Origin of the sequence: Pseudomonas sp. 22082, assembly GCF_052046055.1 — a bacterium.
Taxonomy (GTDB): Bacteria; Pseudomonadota; Gammaproteobacteria; order Pseudomonadales; family Pseudomonadaceae; genus Aquipseudomonas; species Aquipseudomonas pharyngis.
This window is the reverse complement of the sequence record NZ_JBQEQB010000004.1, coordinates 213,085-234,743: the sequence shown is the minus strand read 5'-3', so window position 1 is coordinate 234,743 and position 21,659 is coordinate 213,085. Positions and strand designations below refer to the sequence as shown.

17 protein-coding genes are annotated in these 21,659 nt (G+C 61.7%); 5 read left to right on the top strand and 12 right to left on the bottom strand.

All coding sequences use genetic code 11. The features are described 5' to 3' along the window. Nucleotides 1-105: 105 nt before the first annotated feature. From ACTJK9_RS06985 to bioB, 11 genes are all read right to left on the bottom strand, one after another. Entirely contained in the window at nt 106-1,884 is a 1,779-nt protein-coding gene (locus ACTJK9_RS06985) for an acyl-CoA dehydrogenase C-terminal domain-containing protein (protein ID WP_102685698.1), read from the bottom strand. 183 nt (nt 1,885-2,067) lie between these two features. Then, nucleotides 2,068-3,864: an acyl-CoA dehydrogenase C-terminal domain-containing protein gene (locus ACTJK9_RS06980; RefSeq protein ID WP_440813072.1), complete on the bottom strand. Its 1,797-nt coding sequence runs from the start codon at nt 3,862-3,864 to the stop codon at nt 2,068-2,070. A gap of 90 nt (nt 3,865-3,954) precedes the next feature. After that, entirely contained in the window at nt 3,955-5,244 is a 1,290-nt protein-coding gene (locus ACTJK9_RS06975; protein ID WP_064380305.1) for a GGDEF domain-containing protein, read from the bottom strand. 210 nt (nt 5,245-5,454) lie between these two features. Beyond that, the gene (locus ACTJK9_RS06970; protein WP_440813070.1) at nt 5,455-7,569 is read right to left on the bottom strand and encodes a cytochrome-c peroxidase; all 2,115 of its coding nucleotides are present in this window, start codon (nt 7,567-7,569) and stop codon (nt 5,455-5,457) included. A 260-nt stretch (nt 7,570-7,829) separates the two neighbouring features. Beyond that, nucleotides 7,830-9,635 carry a phenylacyl-CoA dehydrogenase gene (locus tag ACTJK9_RS06965; RefSeq protein WP_085612953.1) on the bottom strand — a complete coding sequence of 602 codons (1,806 nt, stop codon included), beginning with the start codon at nt 9,633-9,635 and terminating at the stop codon, nt 7,830-7,832. Nucleotides 9,636-9,911: 276 nt separating this feature from the next. Then, entirely contained in the window at nt 9,912-10,208 is a 297-nt protein-coding gene (locus tag ACTJK9_RS06960; protein WP_085612954.1) for a pyrroloquinoline quinone biosynthesis protein PqqE, read from the bottom strand. 106 nt (nt 10,209-10,314) lie between these two features. Next, a complete protein-coding gene (gene bioD / locus ACTJK9_RS06955) occupies nt 10,315-10,995 on the bottom strand; it encodes a dethiobiotin synthase (RefSeq protein WP_007959854.1) in 681 nt (226 codons plus the stop codon). Further along, nucleotides 10,992-11,798 carry a malonyl-ACP O-methyltransferase BioC gene (gene bioC, locus ACTJK9_RS06950; protein ID WP_440813065.1) on the bottom strand — a complete coding sequence of 269 codons (807 nt, stop codon included), beginning with the start codon at nt 11,796-11,798 and terminating at the stop codon, nt 10,992-10,994. The genes bioD and bioC overlap by 4 nt, the downstream gene beginning before the upstream one ends. After that, complete coding sequence (locus tag ACTJK9_RS06945; protein WP_064599891.1) at nt 11,791-12,522, bottom strand: alpha/beta fold hydrolase; 732 nt, start codon at nt 12,520-12,522, stop codon at nt 11,791-11,793. Before ACTJK9_RS06945 ends, bioC begins: the two co-directional genes overlap by 8 nt. After that, nucleotides 12,515-13,693 carry an 8-amino-7-oxononanoate synthase gene (bioF, locus tag ACTJK9_RS06940; RefSeq protein ID WP_221398223.1) on the bottom strand — a complete coding sequence of 393 codons (1,179 nt, stop codon included), beginning with the start codon at nt 13,691-13,693 and terminating at the stop codon, nt 12,515-12,517. Before bioF ends, ACTJK9_RS06945 begins: the two co-directional genes overlap by 8 nt. 68 nt (nt 13,694-13,761) lie before the next feature. Continuing rightward, nucleotides 13,762-14,817, bottom strand: a complete 1,056-nt coding sequence (gene bioB / locus ACTJK9_RS06935) for a biotin synthase BioB (protein ID WP_011336244.1) — start codon at nt 14,815-14,817, stop codon at nt 13,762-13,764. Nucleotides 14,818-14,908: 91 nt separating this feature from the next. Here bioB and ACTJK9_RS06930 point away from each other — a divergent pair, with 91 nt between their 5' ends. The 5 genes from ACTJK9_RS06930 to rarD all read left to right on the top strand — a co-directional run bounded on the left by ACTJK9_RS06930 (nt 14,909) and on the right by rarD (nt 20,484). Continuing rightward, nucleotides 14,909-15,646 carry a ComF family protein gene (locus ACTJK9_RS06930; protein ID WP_440813061.1) on the top strand — a complete coding sequence of 246 codons (738 nt, stop codon included), beginning with the start codon at nt 14,909-14,911 and terminating at the stop codon, nt 15,644-15,646. 58 nt (nt 15,647-15,704) lie between these two features. Further along, on the top strand, nt 15,705-16,469 hold the full coding sequence (locus ACTJK9_RS06925; RefSeq protein ID WP_221398225.1) for a TOBE domain-containing protein: 765 nt from the start codon (nt 15,705-15,707) through the stop codon (nt 16,467-16,469). A gap of 68 nt (nt 16,470-16,537) precedes the next feature. Beyond that, nucleotides 16,538-18,439: a PhoX family protein gene (locus ACTJK9_RS06920; protein ID WP_085612960.1), complete on the top strand. Its 1,902-nt coding sequence runs from the start codon at nt 16,538-16,540 to the stop codon at nt 18,437-18,439. A 116-nt stretch (nt 18,440-18,555) separates the two neighbouring features. Beyond that, a complete protein-coding gene (locus ACTJK9_RS06915) occupies nt 18,556-19,530 on the top strand; it encodes a serine/threonine protein kinase (protein WP_440813058.1) in 975 nt (324 codons plus the stop codon). 66 nt (nt 19,531-19,596) lie between these two features. Further along, complete coding sequence (gene rarD / locus ACTJK9_RS06910) at nt 19,597-20,484, top strand: EamA family transporter RarD (protein ID WP_440813056.1); 888 nt, start codon at nt 19,597-19,599, stop codon at nt 20,482-20,484. Between the two features lie 223 nt (nt 20,485-20,707). Here rarD and ACTJK9_RS06905 read toward each other — a convergent pair whose 3' ends face one another. Next, nucleotides 20,708-21,226 carry a glycine cleavage system protein R gene (locus tag ACTJK9_RS06905; RefSeq protein ID WP_440813053.1) on the bottom strand — a complete coding sequence of 173 codons (519 nt, stop codon included), beginning with the start codon at nt 21,224-21,226 and terminating at the stop codon, nt 20,708-20,710. Nucleotides 21,227-21,659: the final 433 nt, after the last annotated feature.

Here is a 21,659-nt window from a genome sequence, read left to right as displayed (position 1 = left end):
TCCTGCGCGACGTCCATGGAAAGTAGATTAGCTCTGGATCCAATCTACGCCTATGGGAGAACAGCAGCACGTCATGTAAGAGATCGCTTACATGACGTTACATCATCAGAACTGCGCAGCGTCCAGCAGGAACAGCGACTCGCTGCCAGCCTTGACCGACGCGCTCAGCGAGTGAATCCGCGGCAGCAGACGGGCGAAATAGAACCGCGCCGTGCCGAGTTTGCTCGCGTAGAAATCGTCCTGCGCTTCTTTGCCCAGCGATGCCTTGGCCATCAGCGCCCACATGTACGCGTAAGCGGTGTAGCCGAACGCTTGCAGATACTCGACCGATGCCGCACCGATTTCGTTCGGGTTGGTTTTCGCCCGGTCCAGCAGCCACGAGGTCAGCTCATCGAGGGTGTCGACGGCGTCATTCAGCGGCTTGGTGAACTCGCCCAGATCGGCACTGGCGGTCGCGGTGAAATGGCGGATCTCGTCGGCGAACAGCTTGTAGAAAGCGCCGCCGCTGCCGACGATCTTGCGACCTACCAGGTCCAGCGCCTGAATGCCGTTAGTGCCTTCATAGATCTGGGTGATGCGCACATCCCGCACCAGTTGCTCCTGGCCCCACTCGCGGATGTAGCCGTGGCCGCCGAAGATCTGCTGACCATGGACGGTGGTTTCCAGACCCAAATCGGTCAGGAAGGCCTTGGCCACTGGCGTCAGCAAGGCAACCAGATCTTCCGCACGCTTGCGGGTGGCGGCGTCTTCGCTGAACTTGGCGGTGTCGAGTTGCATCGCCACGTAGGTGGAGAACGCACGGCCGCCTTCGTTCGAGGCTTTCATGGTCAGCAGCATGCGACGTACGTCCGGGTGGACGATGATCGGGTCGGCCACCTTGTCTTTGTTCTGCGCGCCGGTCGGCGAACGGCTCTGCAGGCGGTCGCGGGCGTATTCGATGGCGTTCTGGTACGAGCGCTCGCCGGTGGCCAGGCCCTGGATGCCGACGCCCAGACGCTCGTAGTTCATCATGGTGAACATCGCCGCCAGGCCCTTGTTCGGCTCGCCGACCAGATAACCCACCGCTTCGTCGAAGTTCATCACACAGGTGGCCGAGGCCTGGATGCCCATCTTGTGTTCGATCGAACCGCAGTTGGCCGGGTTGCGTGCGCCCAGGCTGCCATCGGCATTGACCATGAACTTCGGCACCAGGAACAGCGAAATGCCCTTCGGCCCCGCCGGTGCATCCGGCAGTTTGGCCAGCACCAGGTGGATGATGTTTTCGGTCAGGTCGTGCTCGCCACCGGTGATGAAGATCTTGGTGCCGCTGACCTTGTAGGAACCGTCGGCCTGAGGTTCGGCCTTGGTGCGGATGATGCCCAGGTCGGTGCCGGCGTGCGGCTCGGTCAGGCACATGGAACCGGCCCAGACGCCTGCGTACATGTTCGGCAGGTAAGCGGCTTTCAGCTCTTCGCTGGCGTGAGCGTTGATCGACAGGCAGGCGCCGGCGGTCAGCATCGGATACAGACCGAAGGACAGGCTGGCGGAGTTGACCATCTCTTCGACCTGAGCCGAAACGGCTTTCGGCATGCCCATGCCGCCGTAGGCCGGATCACCGCCTACACCGACCCAGCCGCCTTCGGCATAAGTCTGATAGGCCTGTGGGAAACCGGCCGGCGTGGTGACGGCACCGTCGGCCCAGTGGCAGCCTTCTTCGTCGGCGGCACGGCTCAGGGGCGCGATGCTTTTGCTGGTGACCTTGCCGGCTTCTTCGAGAATGGCTTCGACAGTTTCCGCGTCCACGGTCTCAGCCAGCGCCGGCAGTTCGGCCCAGAGTTTGGCGACTTCGAACACTTCATTGAGGACGAAGCGCATATCGCGCAGCGGCGCTTTGTAGTCAGCCATGGCAAACCTCGCAAAGATCTAAACAGGTGATTCGTGGAAGGGTTTTTCGTTGAGTTGGAGTGTAACCCAACAACTTTTGCGACACATAGGGTCAGGCGATGACTGTTTTGTTATTTTTAGTCACCAGCCATCCAGCATAAAGAAGCCCGCAATCAGCGGGCTCTTTTGTTTAACAGGGACGTGTTACAGCGCGAACAACTGCGCTGGCAGTTTCATCAGGCAATCGCTGCCCGCCTCGATCGCCGAACGATGCGCCGCGGTGCGCGGCAACAGACGCTTGAAGTAAAACTCGCACGTCGCCAGTTTGCCCTGGCAGAAATCGCCATCACCCTCGCCCGACTCCAGCTGCGCCTGAGCGACCAGCGCCATGCGCAGCCACAGATAGCCGAGAACGATGTAACCGCTGTACATCAGGTAATCCACCGACGCGGCGCCCACTTCATCCGGGTTCTTCATTGCCGCCATGCCGACCTTCATGGTCAGCTCGCCCCACTGCTGGTTGAGGCCATCAAGCTGCGCGACAAACCCGCCCAGTTGCGCATGCCCGGCATTGGCCGCGCAGAACTTGTGGACGATTTTGGTGAAGTTTCGCAGCAGCTTGCCCTGGCTGCCCAGCACCTTGCGCCCGAGCAGATCCAGCGCCTGAATGCCGTTGGTGCCCTCGTAGATCGGCGCGATCCGGCAATCGCGAACCAGTTGCTCCATGCCCCACTCGCGGATAAATCCGTGGCCGCCGAACACCTGCATGCCGTGGTTGGTCACCTCAAGGCCGGTGTCGGTCATGAACGCTTTGCAGATCGGCGTCAGGAACGCCAACAGGTCTTCGGCTTCCTGACGCGCCTCGGCGTCCGGGCTCAGGTGCGTAACATCGAGCATTTGCGCGGTGAAATAGGTCAGCGCGCGGTTGCCTTCGTTGAAAGCTTTCATGGTCAGCAGCATGCGTCGCACGTCCGGGTGGACGATGATCGGGTCGGCCGGTTTGTCCGGAGCTTTGGCGCCGGTCAGGGCACGCATCTGCAAGCGATCGTTGGCGTATTTGATTGCGCCCTGGAAACTCGCTTCGCCCAGACAAAGACCCTGCATTCCCGTGCCGAGGCGCGCATGGTTCATCATGGTGAACATGCAGTTCAGGCCCTTGTTCGGCTCGCCGATCAGGAAGCCTTTGGCGTCGTCGAAGTTCAACACGCAGGTGGCCGAGGCTTTGATGCCCATCTTGTGCTCGATCGAGCCGCAGGAAACGCCGTTGCGCTCACCCGCCTCACCGGCTGCGTCCGGAAGGAATTTCGGCACGATGAACAGCGAAATGCCTTTGGTCCCGGCCGGTGCGTCCGGCAGCTTGGCCAGCACCAGATGAATGATGTTGTCACTCATGTCGTGCTCGCCGGCGGAGATGAAAATCTTGCTGCCGGTCACTGCATAACTGCCGTCGGCCTGAGGCACGGCGCGGGTCTTGATGATGCCCAGATCGGTGCCGCAATGGGCTTCGGTCAGGCACATGGTGCCGGTCCACTGGCCTGCAGTGAGTTTGCGCAGATAGGTGTTTTTCTGTTCTTCGGTGCCGTGGGCGTGGATCGCCGACATGGCGCCATGAGTCAGGCCCGGGTACATGCCCCAAGAGGTGTTGCTGGAGGCGACCATTTCGCTGATCACCAGCCCCAACGAACTCGGCAGGCCCTGGCCGCCGTAAGCCGGATCTGCCGCCAGACCGTGCCAGCCGCCTTCCACGTATTGTGCGAAGGCTTGCTTGAAGCCTGTAGGCGTTGTCACCACGCCGTTGTCGAAATGGCAGCCTTCTTCGTCACCGCTGCGATTGAGCGGTGCCAGCACGTTCTCACAGAACTTCGCGCCCTCGTCGAGGATCGCGTTGATCATGTCCGGGCTGGCGTCGTGGGCGCCGAGGGCCGCGTACTGAGTGTGGAAGTCAAAGACGTGGTCGATCAGAAAGCGCATGTCGCGCAGGGGAGCTTTATATTCGGGCATGGTGGCTTCTCCTTCAGCAGATTGCTTCAACCTACTGCCGGCCACCCTGCCCCACAATCACTGTCCAGACGCTGAATGCGCCGTCATCACTCAACCTGCGGCGCTGTCCATGCGCACCGCGCCACGGCGGTTCTGCCCGAACGCCATCACGCAGTTACGGCCTGCGCCCTTGGCGCTGTAGAGCGCCTGGTCGGCGGATTTCAGTACCTCTTCCGGGGTGCGCTGTTCCAGGCGTTCGGCCACGCCGATGCTGACCGTGACCGACACACTGGACGCGCCCGAACCCGAGCGACGCTGACGGCCCTGCTGATCATCCTGCGGGCGGCTTTCCTGATTACGCAGCTGAATGTTGTAGGACGCAATCGACTCGCGAATGACTTCCAGGTGCGGCATGCACTCTTCAAGAGTCTTACCCGCAAACACCAGGGCGAATTCCTCACCGCCATAGCGATATGCCCTACCGCCGCCGCTGATTTTCGACAGCTTGCTGGCGACCAGACGCAAGACCTGATCCCCAACGTCGTGGCCGTGGGTGTCGTTGAATTTCTTGAAGTGATCGACGTCGCTCATCGCCAGCACATAGTTGCGACCCAGACGCTGCATGCGCTCGTTGAGTGCGCGGCGCCCCGGCAAACCGGTGAGTTCGTCGCGGAAGGCCATTTGGTACGCCTCGTGCGCTACCGCTGCAGCAATCATCAGCATCACCTGGCTGCACATGATGTTCAGGGTGAATGGCAGGATGAAGGTTTTCGGCAGCATCCAGAACACCCCGAGCAACCCCACCAGTTGCGCCGCATGCAGCGGACGCGGGTTGCGCCAGTATTGCCAGGCCAGCAGCAGAAACGCCGAGATGAACACCGGATACGACAACTGGATCAGGCTCATCCACGCGCCGTGCAGCGCCGGCCAGCGGATTTCGGAAAGCCACATGAGCAACGCCTGCGGGTAACTTTGCTCAAGCCCCAGCGCCACGCTGCCAAAGGCCAGCAGCACGGCGAAGCGCGCGACCATGTCCTGAAACAGGTGCGTGCGTTCCTGCCACGCGGCGAACAGACCGAACAGCAAGGGCAACAGCAGACAGACCAGATGGAACACCACAGCCGCGTCTTCGCGCACCTTGCCGTTGTCGCGGTAATAGTCGGTCTGGGTATCGAGCAGGAAGTAGGCGATGTACACCGTGACCATCAGAAACAGCTCGCGCTGGCGTCGGTAAACCGCACAGTACGAACCGCCCAACAGCAGCACCAAGGTTGGCAATACGTTAAACAGCGAGGTGAAGAATACGTTGAGGTCTTTGACGTACGCAGCCGCCAACCCCGCGAGCAACAACAGCAGTGAAGGCAGGAAATGACTGAAACGTACAGCGGAAGAACGCGGCAAGGGTAAAAGCTCCGACCCGTCATGGCAAAGAGATGGCATTGTGCCTGCAATGTGGCCAGTTAAGCACACATAATGTGATCCAGATCACAGGCTGTCTCTTTAACGGCCGAAATCGGCGGTTGCTGAGGGATTCAGTAAGGTTTTTTGCGCAACGGCCGCTAGACGGCCACCATGGCCATCATTCTTGATGGCCATGGTGTGTTTTTCTGCTCAGAGATCGTTGTAGAACGGCTGCAATGGCCCCTCTGCTGCCGGCCGGCCTTCAGCACCGTAAGGCTTGAGATAGAGCGATGCATCCATCGCCTGACGGGTCGTGACTTTCGGACTGGCCGGGCGCTGAGTGACGGCATTCTCGTCGCCGATATGGCCCTGCGGGATCACCAGCGACGGATGATCGAACGGTGCGCGCTCCCACGCCACGCGCGGATCGGTCAGGCCGACCTCCATGAATTTCACCAGCGCGTCGATTTCATCGGGCGTCAGGTTCAGCGCCGTCATGTCCGGGTCGAGATTGGAGGTGTTGTGCTGATTCACCGCCGGATGCTCGAAGCCGCTGGTGTTGTTGGCGTCCTCGCCGCGCCGGTCACCGCCACGGTTGTAGAACTCCATCACCTGCTTGAGCGTCGAGCGGCTGCCGTTGTGGAAGTACGGGCCGGTCAGGGCGATGTTGCGCAGGGTCGGGGTCTTGAAAGCACCGTCGACCGAGTCGCGGAAACCGACATTCGGCTTGAGCGTGGCATCGCACGGAATCGCCGCGCTCAATGGCGCCTCGAACGTGCAGACATCGACGTCCAGCGGATCGACCGAGCGGCCGCCCTGCAGCACGCTGTTGTACTGCCGGGTGAACGACCAAGGATTGCCCCACGCATCCGCGCCGCCAAGGGCCAGGTCTTCCGAGGTCGGCCGCACACCGGTGTTGTAGAAACCGTTGTCGTAAAGGGTGGTCAGGTTGTCGGCCATCACCATGCGCTCGATGCGTTCGCGCGGATGCATCAGCAGGCGGCTGGCGGCGTTGGTCAGCTCCGGTCCGCCGTGGCAATTGACGCATTTGCCCTTGCCGAGAAACAGGTTCATGCCCTCGACCTGTTGCGCGTTCATCGCCGTGTGATCGCCTTGCAGATAGGCATCGATCGGCGCCTGATCGGACACCAGCGTGGCCTCATACATCTGGATCGCCAGGCCGAAGAACAGCGGGAAATTGGCCTCCATCTGGGTGTACGGCGCACCGCCCACCAGAACGTTTTGCGTGGCGTTCCACAGCCGGGGCTGGAAGGCGTTCTTGATCAGCTCGCGATAGGTCGGACGCCGTGCGCCGGACACTGGAGCCAGCACCGAGTCGGTGGATGAGATCCGCTGCTGCTTGAGCATCAGCGTGTCGAGCATCCTGCGACCGATGTCGGCAAAAGTGCGGCCACCGCAGGACATTTCCACCGGACTGCCGGGCGGGCCGACGGCTTGCGAGGCGGCAGACGCATCGTTGAGCGCCAGCCGCACTTTGGTCGCGACCGTGCTGCGTTCGCTGGTCACGTAGATCCCGGCATCCGGATCGCGATTACCGAACGGCGAGAAGCCGTTGAACACGTTGTTGGCCCGACCGTCCCAGAAGTTGCGCACGTTGAACGCGGCATTGATCACCGACGGCGCGTTGCGTCCAGTACTGCGACGTACGTTGATGCCGCCTACCTGAAACAGTCCGTCCGGCTGCTGGGTGCATTTGTCGAAACGCGGCTGGTTGGGTTTGACGAAGTTGGCGTCAAACACGCCTTGCGAGCCGACCACGTCGTCCGTCGAGTACACGATGGGCGAGTTGCGCTCCAGCGGATTGCTCAGCATGTGGGTCGGGAAGTCGGTTTTCTTCAGCGTGTAGTTCGGGCCACCCTTGCCACCGGACAATGTCGCGTAGGACGCCACGTCACCGGGAATGTCCGACGCCACAAACGGCTTGTTGAAGATCGACGCGACGTTGGCGTTGGTGTGCGCCTGGCCGGGGTTGAGCTGGTTGGTGATGCGGTGGTCGACGCCGGCGTGGTAATGGCAGGACGCGCAGGCCGTGGACCCATCGCTGCCGATCTCCATGTCCCAGAACAGCGCCTTGCCCAACAGGATCGCAGCCTGGCGATTGAGCACGTAGTCGGTCATCAGGTCGACCTTGCGCCCACCTTCGGTTCCGGACGGATCAGGGGGCACCATCCCGCGCAACGATTGCAGCGAAGGGACTTCCGGCACCGGGGGATCGACTTCGGCGGGGTCGGCGGCCCATGCGCTGTGGACTGACAGCGCGATGGGTAACCAGAAGGTCAAACGAGCGAGTCGACTGATGTTCATAGGCTTCACCCTGACTGTTGTTGTTAAGTGCCGGGCGTCTTGCTTCTTTGAGCAGGCAGTTCTGGTTAGCACCGGTAAATCGGGCAGTGCAATTAATTGGCCACTCTTCTGGAAACATTTTGAATCAATAAGCGCAGGGATTCGGCCGAGCAGTGGCTTCATCAATGCTGGGGAATCAGCCCCGGGATTGGGGAAATCCGGGCACAAAAAAACCGCTGCCCCCGAGGGAGCAGCGGTTTTTTGAAAGACCGCGTTAAGGCTTAGTAGCCCAGTGCGAAGTCTTCTTCTTTCATGTCCATCAGGTTGTTGGCGCCCGACAGCATGGTGGCCACGTGCGTACGGGTACGCGGCAGGATGCGCTGGAAGTAGAAGCGCGCGGTTTGCAGCTTGGCGGTGTAGAACGCCTCGTCGCTGGTGCCGGCAGCCAGTTTTTCAGCAGCCAGACGCGCCATGTCAGCCCAGAAGTAGGCCAGGCAGGCGTAACCGGAGTACATCAGGTAGTCCACGGAGGCCGCGCCGACTTCTTCGCGATCTTTCATGGCGGCCATACCGACCTTCATGGTCAGTTCGCCCCACTCTTTGTTCAGTGCAGCCAACGGTGCGACGAATTCTTTAACAGCTTCGTTGCCTTCGTTGTTCTGGCAGAACTTGTGGACGATCTTGGTGAAGCCTTTGAGCGCCTCGCCTTGAGTCATCAGCACTTTACGGCCCAGCAGGTCGAGTGCCTGGATGCCGGTGGTGCCTTCGTACAGCATCGAGATGCGGCTGTCGCGAACGTTCTGCTCCATGCCCCACTCGGCGATGAAGCCGTGGCCACCGTAGATCTGTACGCCGTGGTTGGCGGATTCGAAACCGACTTCGGTCATGAACGCTTTGGCGATCGGAGTCATGAAGGCCAGTAATGCGTCGGCTTTCTTCTTCTCTTCGTCGTCCACGCCGTATTTGACGATGTCGACCTGTTTGGCGGTGAAGTACACCATCGCACGGTTGCCTTCGGCGAATGCCTTCATGGTCAACAGCATGCGGCGTACGTCTGGGTGAACAATGATCGGGTCAGCAGCCTTGTCCGGCGCTTTCGGGCCAGTCAGGGAACGCATTTGCAGGCGATCGCGAGCGTATTTCAGGCCGCCCTGGAAGCCGATTTCGGCGTGAGCCAGACCTTGCAGTGCGGTACCCAGACGTGCGGTGTTCATGAAGGTGAACATGCAGTTCAGGCCTTTGTTCGCCGGGCCGATCAGGAAGCCGGTCGCGCCGTCGAAGTTCATCACGCAGGTCGCGTTGCCGTGGATGCCCATCTTGTGTTCGATCGAACCGCAGGTCACAGCGTTGCGTGCACCGACGGTGCCGTCGGCGTTCGGCAGGAACTTGGGAACGATGAACAGCGAGATGCCCTTGGTGCCGGCCGGTGCGTCCGGCAGGCGAGCCAGTACGATGTGGACGATGTTGTCGGCCATGTCGTGTTCACCGGCCGAGATAAAGATCTTGGTGCCGGAAACTTTGTAGGAACCGTCGGCCTGAGGTTCGGCCTTGGTGCGCAGCATGCCCAGGTCGGTGCCGCAGTGCGGCTCGGTCAGGCACATGGTGCCGGTCCATTCGCCGGAGACCAGTTTGGTCAGATAGGCTTCCTGCTGCTCTGGGGTGCCGTGCTCGGAGATGGTGTTCATCGCGCCGTGCGACAGGCCCGGGTACATGCCCCACGACCAGTTGGCTTCGCCGACCATCTCGCTGACAGCCAGACCCAGCGACTCAGGCAGACCCTGACCGCCGTGCTCGACGTCATGGGCCAGGCTCGGCCAGCCGCCTTCGACGAATTGCTTGTAGGCCTCTTTGAAGCCGGTCGGGGTTTTCACGCCGGACTCGCTCCAGGTGCAGCCTTCGGTGTCACCCACGCGGTTCAGCGGTGCCAGCACCTGCTCACAAAACTTGGCGCCCTCTTCGAGAATGGCGTCAACCATGTCCGGCGTTGCTTCTGCACACGCTGGAAGGCTCTGATAGTGCGCTTCGTAGCCGAGCAGTTCGTCACGAACGAAGCGAATATCACGCAAGGGGGCCTTGTAGTCAGGCATAGCGATAAACCTCTGCTGATGTAACCGGGAATGAACGACCGCGTTGATTTGTTGTGACGGTCAAACAGTTGTTTGAAACATACGTTTACGCCGAAATCTTGTCAAGCGTCGTTCTTTTGCCATTCGTCATCACATTTTCCGAACGCCGGACACAGCAGCGCGACATGTGCCCGACCGAGCCATGTGCACTGAAAAAAGATTAGTTGAGGGAGAAGGACTTACAACGAAAAACGCCGCGAACAGTCGCGGCGTCTGGCAAAGCGCAGATCAAAAAAATCAGGCGAATGTGTCGATGATCGTACCGAGCATTTCATCGGAAGCCTTGGCGACTTTCACGCCCAGTTCCGCCTGAAACTTGCCTTGGGCCATCTCGACCATGTTGCTCGACAGGTCCGATTGCTGGGCGCGATCCACCGAACGCAGACGATCGACCTGCACTTCCGAAGACTGGCTGGTCACCGAACGCTCGATAGTGCTGCTGGCGATCTGGCTGGCCGCCTGATCGACGCGGTTCTGCCCGGTCTGAATGGTGCTCAGACCTGCATAAAAAGCTGTGTTTCCGGAGATTTCCATGGGAGCTCTCATCCTTGGGAAGGATCAATGGTCGCCATTGAACCAGAGGCGCCAGAAAAACACCCGTCAAAAACACTAATGGCACAGTGCCTTGTCATAGCCAAAATCAGTCGAGCAGATCCAGTTGCAAGTGATCGGCAACCGCTTCGGCGCTGACCGCCTTGAGTTTTGGCACCCGCCCCAGGCACGGCGCCGGGATTCGCTCGGCCAGTGTCGCCAGGTTTTCCTCCAGCCGCGAAGTCTTCGGATCAATAATATTCGCCACCCACCCGGCCAATTGCAGCCCGTCTCGGGCAATTGCCTCGGCAGTCAGCAACGCATGGCTGATGCAGCCCAGACGCACGCCGACCACCAGAATCACCGGCAACTTCAACGCAATCGCCAGATCCGACAAATTGTCCTGATCCGCCAACGGCACCCGCCAGCCGCCCGCACCTTCGATCAGCGTGAAGTCGGCGTTCATGGCCAGGATCTCGCGCATCGGCGCCAGCAACGATTGCACGGTCAGCGCCACACCCGCCTCACGCGCTGCCAGATGCGGCGCGATGGCCGGCTCGAACGCCACCGGGTTAACCTGTTGATAGGTCAGCGGCAACGAGCATTCGGCCTGCAACGCCAGCGCATCGGAATTGCGCAAACCTCTGGGCGTCACCACACAACCGGACGCCACCGGTTTGCCCGCTGCCGTGCTCAATCCTGCCGACCGCGCAGCGTGCAGCAACCCGGCGGCGACGGTGGTCTTGCCGACGTCAGTGTCGGTTCCGGTGATGAAATAGGCTGCGCTCATAAGGGTTTCTCCAACACGGCGTAGACCACCTGATAGGTCGCTGGCAGCCCTTGAGGCTGACGGAACTGCTCGTAAGCCTCGACCAGCCCCAGAATCCGCGCCCGCCCGGTCAATCCACCCGGCCGGCCAGGGTTCAGGTTATGCGCGCCCAGTGCCTTGAGTTCGTGGGTCAGGCTGCGCACATCCGGGTAATGCAGCACATGCGGCCGATTCTCCAGACTGGCCGTACGCAAACCACTGGCCGCGCACAATTGCTCATAGCGGGCGAACTCGCGGAAGCGGTTGACGTGCACCAGGCCATCGACCTGACGCCAGCTGTCGCGCATTTCGTACAGCGTCCCTACACAAAGACTAGCAAACGCGAAAATCCCCCCCGGTTTCAGCACCCGAAACGCTTCGCCGAGCACCGCTTCAAAGTCTGCGCACCACTGCACGGCGAGGCTGGAGAAGATCAGATCACATGTCGAATCCTGTAACGGCAAACGTTCGGCATCGCCAGCGATAAAGTGCGTGGCGCCACCCAACGGCCGCGCGTGATTGAGCATGCCTTCCGCGATATCCAGCGCCAGCCCCTCACCAAATCGCTCGGCCAGTGCCCGAGTGAAATACCCGGTGCCGCAGCCCAGATCCAACCAGCGTGCCGGCCGAAAATCCACCGGCAAGCGATTCATCAACTGCGTACCGACATCGCGCTGCAATTCGGCGACGCTGTCGTAGCTGGCCGCTGCGCGAGAAAAAGAAGCTGCGACCTGGCGCTTGTCAGGCAAGCCGCCGGGCAACGCCGCAACAGACAAATCAGTCATCACCGCACTCACTCAAAAACGCCTGGATCGCACCCGCCACACCGTGGGGGTCTTCCAGAAGAAACGCATGGCTGGCCTGTTCGATCAGACCAACTTCGACATCTGCCAGCAAGGCGAACAACTCACCCGCGGCTTCCGCAGGCACCAACCCGTCCAGCCCGCCAAACAGATGCAATTGCGGGCCGCGAAACGCCTGCAAGGCTTCACGCGTATCGATCTGCGCCAACAATTCAAGACCGGCCATCAAAGCGGCCGGCGAGGTATTCGGCGCGCCGCCGAGCAACAGCCGCGACAAGCCGCGCGCATCTTGCGCGCCCTGGGCGCACAGCAGCGAGAATCGCTTGAGGGTCGTGCGCGGGTCGGCGCTGCAGCCGGCCAGAAACGCATCGAAGGTCTCGCCGGGCATCGCGCTCGGCCATTGTTCATGGGCGACAAACGAAGGATTGCTCGCCAGGGTCAGCAAGCCGCAGCAATGTTCGCCACGCCGGGCCGCCAGCTCGGACGCGAGCATGCCGCCCAGCGACCAGCCGCCAAGCCAGGCATCTTCGGGGACGCGCTCATCGAGCTCGTCGAGCCAGTCGTTCAGATCGCTGGAGTCCAGCTCCGGCAACGGCTCGATGTCGACCTGCAGGTGTTCGTCGAGTCCGCGCAACGCAGCGGCCAACGGCTCCAGCGGCGAAACGCCGAGCCCCCAACCCGGTAACAAAATCAGGCGATCACGCATGACTCGGCTCCGACGTAAGTTGAGCAAAGCAATCGGCCAGTCCTTCTAACAATAGCTGCACCTGCGCCTCGCTGTGGGCAGCGGTCAGCGTCACCCGCAACCGCGCACTGCCGGCAGGCACGGTCGGCGGGCGGATTGCGGTGACCATCAGCCCACGCTCACGCAGCATCTGCGACAGACGCACGGCGCGACCGGCATCGCCAATCAGGATCGGCTGGATCGGCGTGAAGCTGTCCATCAGTTCCAGGCCGATCTGTTCGGCGCCGTGGCGGAACTGGCGGATCAGCGTCTGTAAATGTTCGCGACGCCAGTGTTCGCTGCGCAGCAGTTCCAGACTTTTCAACGTTGCGCAGGCCAGCGCCGGCGGTTGGCTGGTGGTGTAGATGTACGGGCGGGCGAACTGGATCAGGCTTTCGATCAGCTCTTCACTGCCCGCGACGAACGCACCCGCCGTGCCGAACGCTTTGCCGAGGGTGCCGACCAGTACCGGCACATCCTCCTGGCTCAAACCGAAATGCTCGACGATGCCGCCACCGTTCGCCCCCAGCGGACCGAAACCGTGAGCGTCATCGACCATCAGCCAGGCGCCTTTGGCCTTGGCTTCCCGGGCCAGCGCCGGCAAATCAGCAAGGTCGCCGTCCATGCTGAATACGCCGTCAGTGACCACCAGTGTATTGCCGGTGGCTTTCTCCAGGCGCTTGGCGAGGCTGTCGGCGTCGTTGTGCAGATAACGATTGAAGCGCGCGCCGGACAACAATCCGGCATCCAGTAACGAGGCATGGTTGAGCCGGTCTTCCAGCACCGTATCGCCCTGCCCGACCAGCGCCGTGACCGCGCCGAGGTTGGCCATGTAACCGGTGGTGAACAACAGCGCACGCGGCCGTCCGGTGAGGTCAGCCAGGGCTTCTTCCAATTCGTGATGCGGGCCGCTGTGGCCGATCACCAGATGCGAAGCACCGCCACCGACGCCCCACTTCGACGCACCGGCGCGCCAGGCCTCGATCACTTGCGGATGATTGGCCAGGCCCAGGTAATCGTTGTTGCAGAACGCCAGCAACGGCTGACCGTCGACCACCACTTGCGGCCCTTGCGGGGTTTCAAGCAGCGGTCGCTGGCGGTAGAGATTTTCGGCACGACGGGCAGCAAGGCGTGCGGCGAGATCGAAAGACATGCAAGCCTCACGGGTGGCAAATGAATCAGCAGGTGCCGTCCGAGGCAGCGCCTGAGAAGGACGGGCGATCAGACCGCCGCGTTGTAGAACTGCTCGCTGCTCTTCTGCTCCACCAGCGCCTGCTCGATAGCGGCCTGATGGACTTCGTCGGCATGCTCTTCGCGGGCTTCCGGCTGAATGCCCAGGCGCGCGAACAGTTGCATGTCCTTGTCGGCCTGCGGGTTGGCGGTGGTCAGCAGTTTGTCGCCGTAGAAGATCGAGTTGGCGCCGGCGAAGAATGCCAGGGCCTGCATCTGCTCGTTCATCGCTTCGCGGCCGGCGGACAGGCGTACGTGGGATTGCGGCATGAGGATGCGCGCCACGGCGAGCATGCGGATGAAATCGAACGGATCGACGTCGTCGGCGTTTTCCAGCGGCGTGCCGGCCACTTTCACCAGCATGTTGATCGGCACCGACTCCGGATGCTCCGGCAGGTTGGCCAGCTGGATCAGCAGGTTGGCACGGTCATCGAGGGACTCGCCCATGCCGAGAATGCCGCCGGAGCAGATCTTCATCCCCGCGTCGCGCACATAGGCCAGTGTCTGCAGACGCTCGGCATAGGTGCGGGTGGTGATGATGCTGCCGTAGAACTCCGGCGAGGTATCGAGGTTATGGTTGTAGTAGTCGAGCCCGGCCTTGGCCAGGGCTTCGGTCTGGTCCTGATCGAGACGGCCGAGGGTCATGCAGGTTTCCAGGCCCATGGCCTTCACGCCTTCGACCATCTTCAGCACGTAAGGCATGTCCTTGGCCGACGGGTGTTTCCACGCCGCGCCCATGCAGAAACGGGTCGAACCGATGGCCTTGGCGCGGGCAGCCTCTTCGAGGACCTTCTGCACTTCCATCAGCTTTTCTTTTTCCAGCCCGGTGTTGTAGTGACCGGACTGAGGACAATATTTGCAATCTTCCGGGCAGGCGCCGGTCTTGATCGACAGCAGAGTGGAAACCTGGACGCGGTTGGCGTCGAAATGCGCGCGGTGCACCGTCTGCGCCTGGAACAGCAAGTCGTTGAATGGCTGAACGAAGAGTGCTTTGACTTCGGCCAAAGTCCAGTCGTGACGCAGGGTGGCAGTGGTGCTGGCGCTCATGGGCGTTTCCTTGGTTATGCTTGGCTGGCGCCTGGGGAAACGGAATACCCACAGGCACGACACGGATGTTCGGCATATTTAAGGAAGAGTCATGCGCTGTCAACCATACTACGACAGGCCGGTTTACATCTGGCTAAAAAACAAACAATACTGTTTATTGTGCGACGAACCGGCAGACGCGCAAATCCCGATCTGCACCGCTTGCGAAACCGATCTGCCGTGGTTGGGCGATCAATGCCTGACCTGCGCCCTGCCCCTCGCCGCCGACCTGATTTGTGGTGGCTGCCTGCAGGAGCCACCGGCCTTTGAACAGGTCGCCGTGCCCTGGACTTACGGCTTTCCGGTGGACACGCTGATCACCCGTTTCAAGCACAACGCCAAATGGCCGCTTGGCCACTTGCTCGCCGACGTTCTCGGCGAGTTTCTGCAACATCGCTTCGAAGAAGACCTGCCTCGCCCGGACGCCCTGCTACCGGTGCCGCTTGCGCCGAAACGCTTGCGCCAGCGCGGCTTCAATCAAGCGGCGATGCTCGCGCAGTGGCTGGGCAAGTCACTCGACCTGCCTTGCGAGGAACACAGTCTTTTGCGGGTGCAGGATACCGACGCCCAGCAGGCGCTGAACGCCAAGGCGCGGAAACACAATCTGCGTCATGCCTTCGCCTTGAGCCCCGATGCCCACGTGAAAGGCCGGCACCTGGCCCTGGTCGACGACGTGCTGACCACCGGCGCCACCGCCCAGGCGCTGGCCCGTTTGCTGATGGACGCCGGTGCCGCGCGGGTGGATGTGTACTGCTTGGCCCGCACGCCAAAACCCGGCGACGCGGCTTGACGGATACGCCATGAGCCGCCAACGTCCTCCCTCAACCCTTCAGTACAAAGCGTCCGCCATGTCCCTGCCCAGTCTGTTGTCCCAGCACATCGTCCGCCGTCCGCAGCGCATCGCCTTGCTGCAACACATCGCCGAACAGGGTTCGATCACCCGTGCCGCGAAGAGCGCCGGCCTGAGTTACAAGGCGGCGTGGGATGCCATCGATGAGCTGAACAACCTCGCGCAAAAGCCTCTGGTCGAGCGCGCGGTAGGCGGCAAGGGCGGTGGCGGAGCCAAACTGTCGAGCGAGGGCGAGCGAGTGCTGCGCCTCTATCAAAAGCTGCAAGCCTTGCAGGCTCAGGTACTGGAGGCGGCCGAGGATGCCAGCGATCTGGATCTGCTCGGTCGGCTGATGCTCAGGACCAGCGCACGCAATCAGCTGCACGGCAAAGTCGTGCTGATCGAAGGTCAGGGCCGCAACGACCTGATCCGCCTCGAACTGGCCGAGGGCCTGTCGATCAACGCACAGATCACCCACGACAGCACCGTCCATCTGGAACTGCAACCGGGCACCGAAGTGGTGGCGCTGATCAAGGCCGGCTGGCTCGAACTGCTCGCTCCACAGGCCACGCCTGCCGTCGGCCACAACCTGTTGAACGGTCGGATCGAGGCGATTCTCGACGCCGAAGATGGCCCGAGCGAAGTGCGCATCGCGCTGCCCAACGGCCAGACCCTGTGCGCGCTGGCCGAACCGCTGGACTTGCGCAGCCGGGGCCTGACGGTCGAGCAAGCGGTGCAGGTGCAGTTTTCCCCGTCGAATGTGCTGCTGGGCACACCGCTCTGAGCGCACTGCAACGAAAGCGTCATCGACCCGCATTAAGGTGGCTGCCAAAACCATGCAGGGAGCCTGATGTGAGCCTATTAGAAGAAAACCAATCCACAGACCTGGAAAAAATGGTCGGCCTGAGCCGTCGCGGTTTCATCAGCGCCGGCGCGCTGTGCGGCGCGGCGATGTTCCTCGGCGGCAACCTGCTGAGTCGCAGCGTGCTGGCCGCCAGTGTCAGCGCCGGCAACAGCCGTCTGCTCGGCTTCGACAGCATTCCAGCCGCCACCACTGACACCATCAGCCTGCCCAAAGGCTACAAGTCGTCGGTGCTGATCAGCTGGGGTCAACCGCTGCACAAGAACGGCCCGGCCTTCGACCCGAGCGGCAATGGCACCGCGGCTGCACAGGAAGTGCAGTTCGGCGACAACAACGACGGCATGAGCCTGTTCGAATTCCCGGGCGAGAAAAACCGTGCGTTGATGGCGATCAACAACGAATACACCAACTACCGCTACCTCTATCCGCACGGCGGCATGCCGCAATCGGCCGAGGACGTGCGCAAGGCTCTGGCCTGCGAAGGCGTGTCGGTGATCGAAGTGCAGCGCAAGAACGGCCAGTGGCAGTTCGTCCAGGGCTCGCGCTACAACCGGCGCATTCACGGCAACTCGCCGCTGCGCATCAGCGGCCCGGCCGCCGGTCACGATCTGATGAAAACCAGCGCCGACAAGCACGGCAAAAAAGTCCTCGGCACTTTCCAGAACTGCGCCAACGGCAAGACACCGTGGGGCACTTATCTGACCTGCGAAGAGAACTTCACCGACTGCTTCGGCAGCAGCAACGCCCAGCAACAGTTCGACCCGGCGCAAAAGCGCTACGGCGTATCGGCCGCCAGCCGCGAGATCAACTGGCATCCGTTCGATCCACGCTTCGACATGGCGAAGAACCCCAACGAGCTCAACCGTCACGGCTGGGTCGTGGAGATCGATCCGTTCGACCCGCAATCGACCCCGGTCAAACGCACTGCGCTGGGCCGCTTCAAACATGAAAACGCCGCGCTGGCCGAGACCGACGACGGTCGCGCCGTGGTGTACATGGGCGACGATGAACGCGGCGAGTTCATCTACAAATTCGTCAGCCGCGACAAGATCAATCACCGCAACGCCAAGGCCAACCGCGACATCCTCGATCACGGCACGCTGTACGTGGCCAGGTTCGATGCCGGCGACGGCAATCCGGATCACCCGAAAGGCCAGGGCCAGTGGATCGAACTGACCCACGGCAAGAACGGCATCGACGCCAGCAGCGGTTTCGCCGATCAGGCCGAAGTGCTGATTCACGCGCGTCTCGCCGCCAGCGTGGTCGGCGCCACGCGCATGGACCGTCCGGAGTGGATCGTGGTCAGCCCGAAAGACGGCCAGGTCTATTGCACCCTGACCAACAACGCCAAGCGCGGCGAAGACGGCCAACCGGTGGGCGGGCCGAACCCGCGCGAGAAAAACGTCTACGGACAGATCCTGCGCTGGCGCACCGACCGCGACGATCACGCGGCGAAAACTTTCGCCTGGGACCTGTTCGTGGTCGCCGGCAACCCGGGCGTCCACGCCGGTACGCCGAAGGGCGGCTCGTCGAATATCACCCCGCAGAACATGTTCAACAGCCCCGATGGCCTCGGCTTCGACAAGGCCGGACGGTTGTGGATTCTCACCGACGGCGACTCGAGCAACGCCGGTGATTTCGCCGGGATGGGCAACAACCAGATGCTCTGCGCCGATCCTGCCACCGGGGAAATTCGCCGGTTCATGGTCGGGCCGATCGGCTGTGAAGTCACCGGGATCAGCTTCTCGCCGGATCAGAAAACCCTGTTCGTCGGGATTCAGCACCCGGGCGAGAACGGCGGTTCGACCTTCCCCGAGCACCTGCCGAACGGCAAGCCGCGGTCATCGGTGATGGCGATTACCCGTGAGGATGGCGGGATCGTTGGCGCCTGATCGGGCGACGCTCTGATCGTTCCCGTGCACTGCACGGGAACGATCCCACTCAAGACAGCCCGTCTGCGCTACCATGCTGAGCCGGACGCGGCAGCCTGCTGCGCGCAGGAGTCAGCATGGCCCACCCGTTTGAAACCCTCACCCCAGACCTCGTGCTCGATGCTGTCGAAAGCATCGGCTTCCTGAGCGACGCGCGCATTCTGGCGCTCAACAGTTACGAAAACCGCGTCTATCAGGTCGGCATCGAAGACTCGGAACCGCTGATCGCCAAGTTCTATCGCCCGCAGCGCTGGACCAACGAAGCGATCCTGGAAGAGCACCAGTTCACCTTCGAACTGGCCGAAGTCGAGATCCCGGTGGTGGCGCCACTGATCCACAACGGCGAAACCCTGCACGAACACGCCGGATTTCGTTTCACCCTGTTTCCCCGTCGCGGTGGCCGGGCGCCGGAGCCGGGCAATCTCGATCAGTTGTATCGCCTCGGCCAGTTGCTCGGGCGCATGCACGCGGTCGGCGGCACCAAACCGTTCGAGCACCGCGAAGCGCTGGCGGTGAAGAATTTCGGCCATGACTCACTGGCCACCCTGCTGGAAGGCAACTTCATTCCCAAGAGCCTGCTGCCGGCCTACGAGTCCGTCGCCCGTGACCTGCTCAAGCGTGTGGAAGACGTCTACGCCAGCACGCCGCACCAGAACATCCGCATGCACGGCGACTGCCACCCCGGCAACATGATGTGCCGCGACGAGATGTTCCACATCGTCGACCTCGACGACTGCCGCATGGGCCCGGCGGTGCAGGACATCTGGATGATGCTCGCCGGCGACCGTCAGGATTGTCTCGGGCAGCTGTCGGAATTGATGGACGGCTACAACGAATTCCATGACTTCGACCCGCGCGAACTGGCGCTGATCGAACCGCTGCGCGCCCTGCGCCTGATGCATTACAGCGCCTGGCTGGCCCGGCGCTGGGACGATCCGGCGTTCCCCCGCAGCTTTCCATGGTTCGGCAGCGAGCGGTATTGGGGCGATCAGGTGCTGGCGTTGCGCGAGCAACTGGCGGCGCTGAACGAAGAGCCGTTGAAGCTTTTCTGACACGACACGTCTATACAACTGCCCGTACAATCGCTGCTTTGTTAGCTGCCTAAGCAAGGATTCTGCATGCAAGCCGCCAACCCGCGTCGCGGGTACATTCTGGGCCTGAGCGCCTACATCATCTGGGGACTGTTCCCGCTCTACTTCAAAGCCATCGCCGAAGTGCCGGCGGTGGAAATCATCATTCACCGGGTGCTGTGGTCAGCGCTGTTCGGCGCGCTGCTGTTGATGGTGTGGAAGCATCCCGGCTGGTGGCAGGAACTGCGCGACAACCCGAAACGCCTGGCGATTCTTGCGCTCAGCGGCACCTTGATCGCGGCCAACTGGCTGACCTACGTGTGGTCGGTGAACAACGGCCGGATGCTGGAAGCGAGCCTCGGTTACTACATCAACCCACTGGTGAACGTGCTGCTGGGCATGCTGATCCTCGGCGAACGCTTGCGGCGCATGCAGTGGCTGGCGGTTGGTCTGGCGGCGGTCGGTGTTGCGCAGCAGGTGTGGCAGGTCGGCAGTCTGCCGTGGGTATCGCTGGTGCTGGCGCTGACCTTCGGTTTCTACGGGCTGATCCGCAAGCAGGCGCCGGTCAAGGCGTTGCCGGGGCTGGTGGTGGAAACCTGGATGCTGGTGCCGATCGCCCTCGCGTGGCTGCTGTTCAATCCGACCGCCACCAGCGCCCAGGTCGAGTTCTGGACCACCTCCGAAGCCTGGTGGCTGGTAGCGGCCGGCCCGGTGACGCTGGTGCCGCTGGTGTGCTTCAACGCGGCGGCACGGCATCTGCCCTACACCACCCTCGGTTTCCTGCAATACCTGGCGCCGACGTTGGTACTGCTGCAAGCCGTGCTGCTGTTCGGCGAGCACTTGTCGTCCAGCACGCTGATCGCCTTCATGTTTATCTGGGCCGGTCTGGCGGTCTACAGCGTCGATGCGTGGCTGAGCCTGCGCCGGCGCAGCTGATCAAAAAACGCACAAACCTCCACAGGCCACGGTTCTCGTGGCCTGTATCGTTCCTTCCCAAGGTTATCCACAGCGTGATCCCCGCCGTTTGTGCGCAAGTCACTGAATGCTGGCGGTTTTTTGATCAATTTTCGCCAAGCCACGGCGGACGTGGCCTGGCGTCCGGTCTCTACAGGTTATCCACAGGCAGGTGCACGCTAAAACTGGATAACCCATTCCGCTCTCATGGATCAGTGCGCAGCACCAGTTCCACCATCAAGTCATCGGCCAGGGTTTCCAGGCGCGATTGCAGCACGTCCAGCGACAGGGTCAGCGGCACTGCCAGGATCGCCTCGGCGTGGAACAGCGGCTCGCTGCTCATCGGCGCCGGTCGTACTTCGGTCACCAGCCGTTCGAGGTTGACGCCCTGCTCGCTCAGCAACCGAGTAATGTCGCGCACGATGCCGGGACGATCATTGCCCACCAACTCCATGGCGATCGGTTTCCAGGTGCAGGCCTGTTCGATACCGCTTTCCGCCACCAACACGCGAATGCCCTGTGCCGACAGTGCTTGTAAGGCATCGACTAATTCGTCGTAAGCCTCCGCCGGCACGCCGACCCGCAGGATCCCGGCGAACTGCCCGGCCATGCACGACAGGCGGCTTTCCAGCCAGTTGCCGCCGTGTTCGGCGATGCATTGGGCGATGCGCTCGACCTGCCCGGGCTTGTCCGGTGCGAAGACGGTGAGTACGAGGTGATCCATGGCGCAGCCCTCTTGTCATGACTTTTGTTATAGAAAAGCAAGTATAGGCAAGCGTTCTACAGACGCCTCAGACGCTCGAAGTCACAAATCGTGTACAACTTTTTATATTTAACTGGAACAATCCATTGGTTTTTTGAGAACATCCCGTTCCGCGCCGTGACCGCAATGCGTCATGGGGTCGCAGAACGACGTAATTAGTCCGATTTTCACAACCGCAACTCATCATGTAGTATGCCGCAGCGCGCACTACATAACGCTGGATCGATGTCTGCCCAAGGCACGTTCGCAACCCTGAAAGCCCCGTCAGCAAGGCCCCCAAGCCGTTGATTGGTCCCAACCCAGCCGCCAGCGATGGCATGTACTGGTCGAAGGGTTTGTGGTTTAAATGGCCAGAGGCTTCATTGTTAAATTGACGAGCTGAAAAGCGAAATAG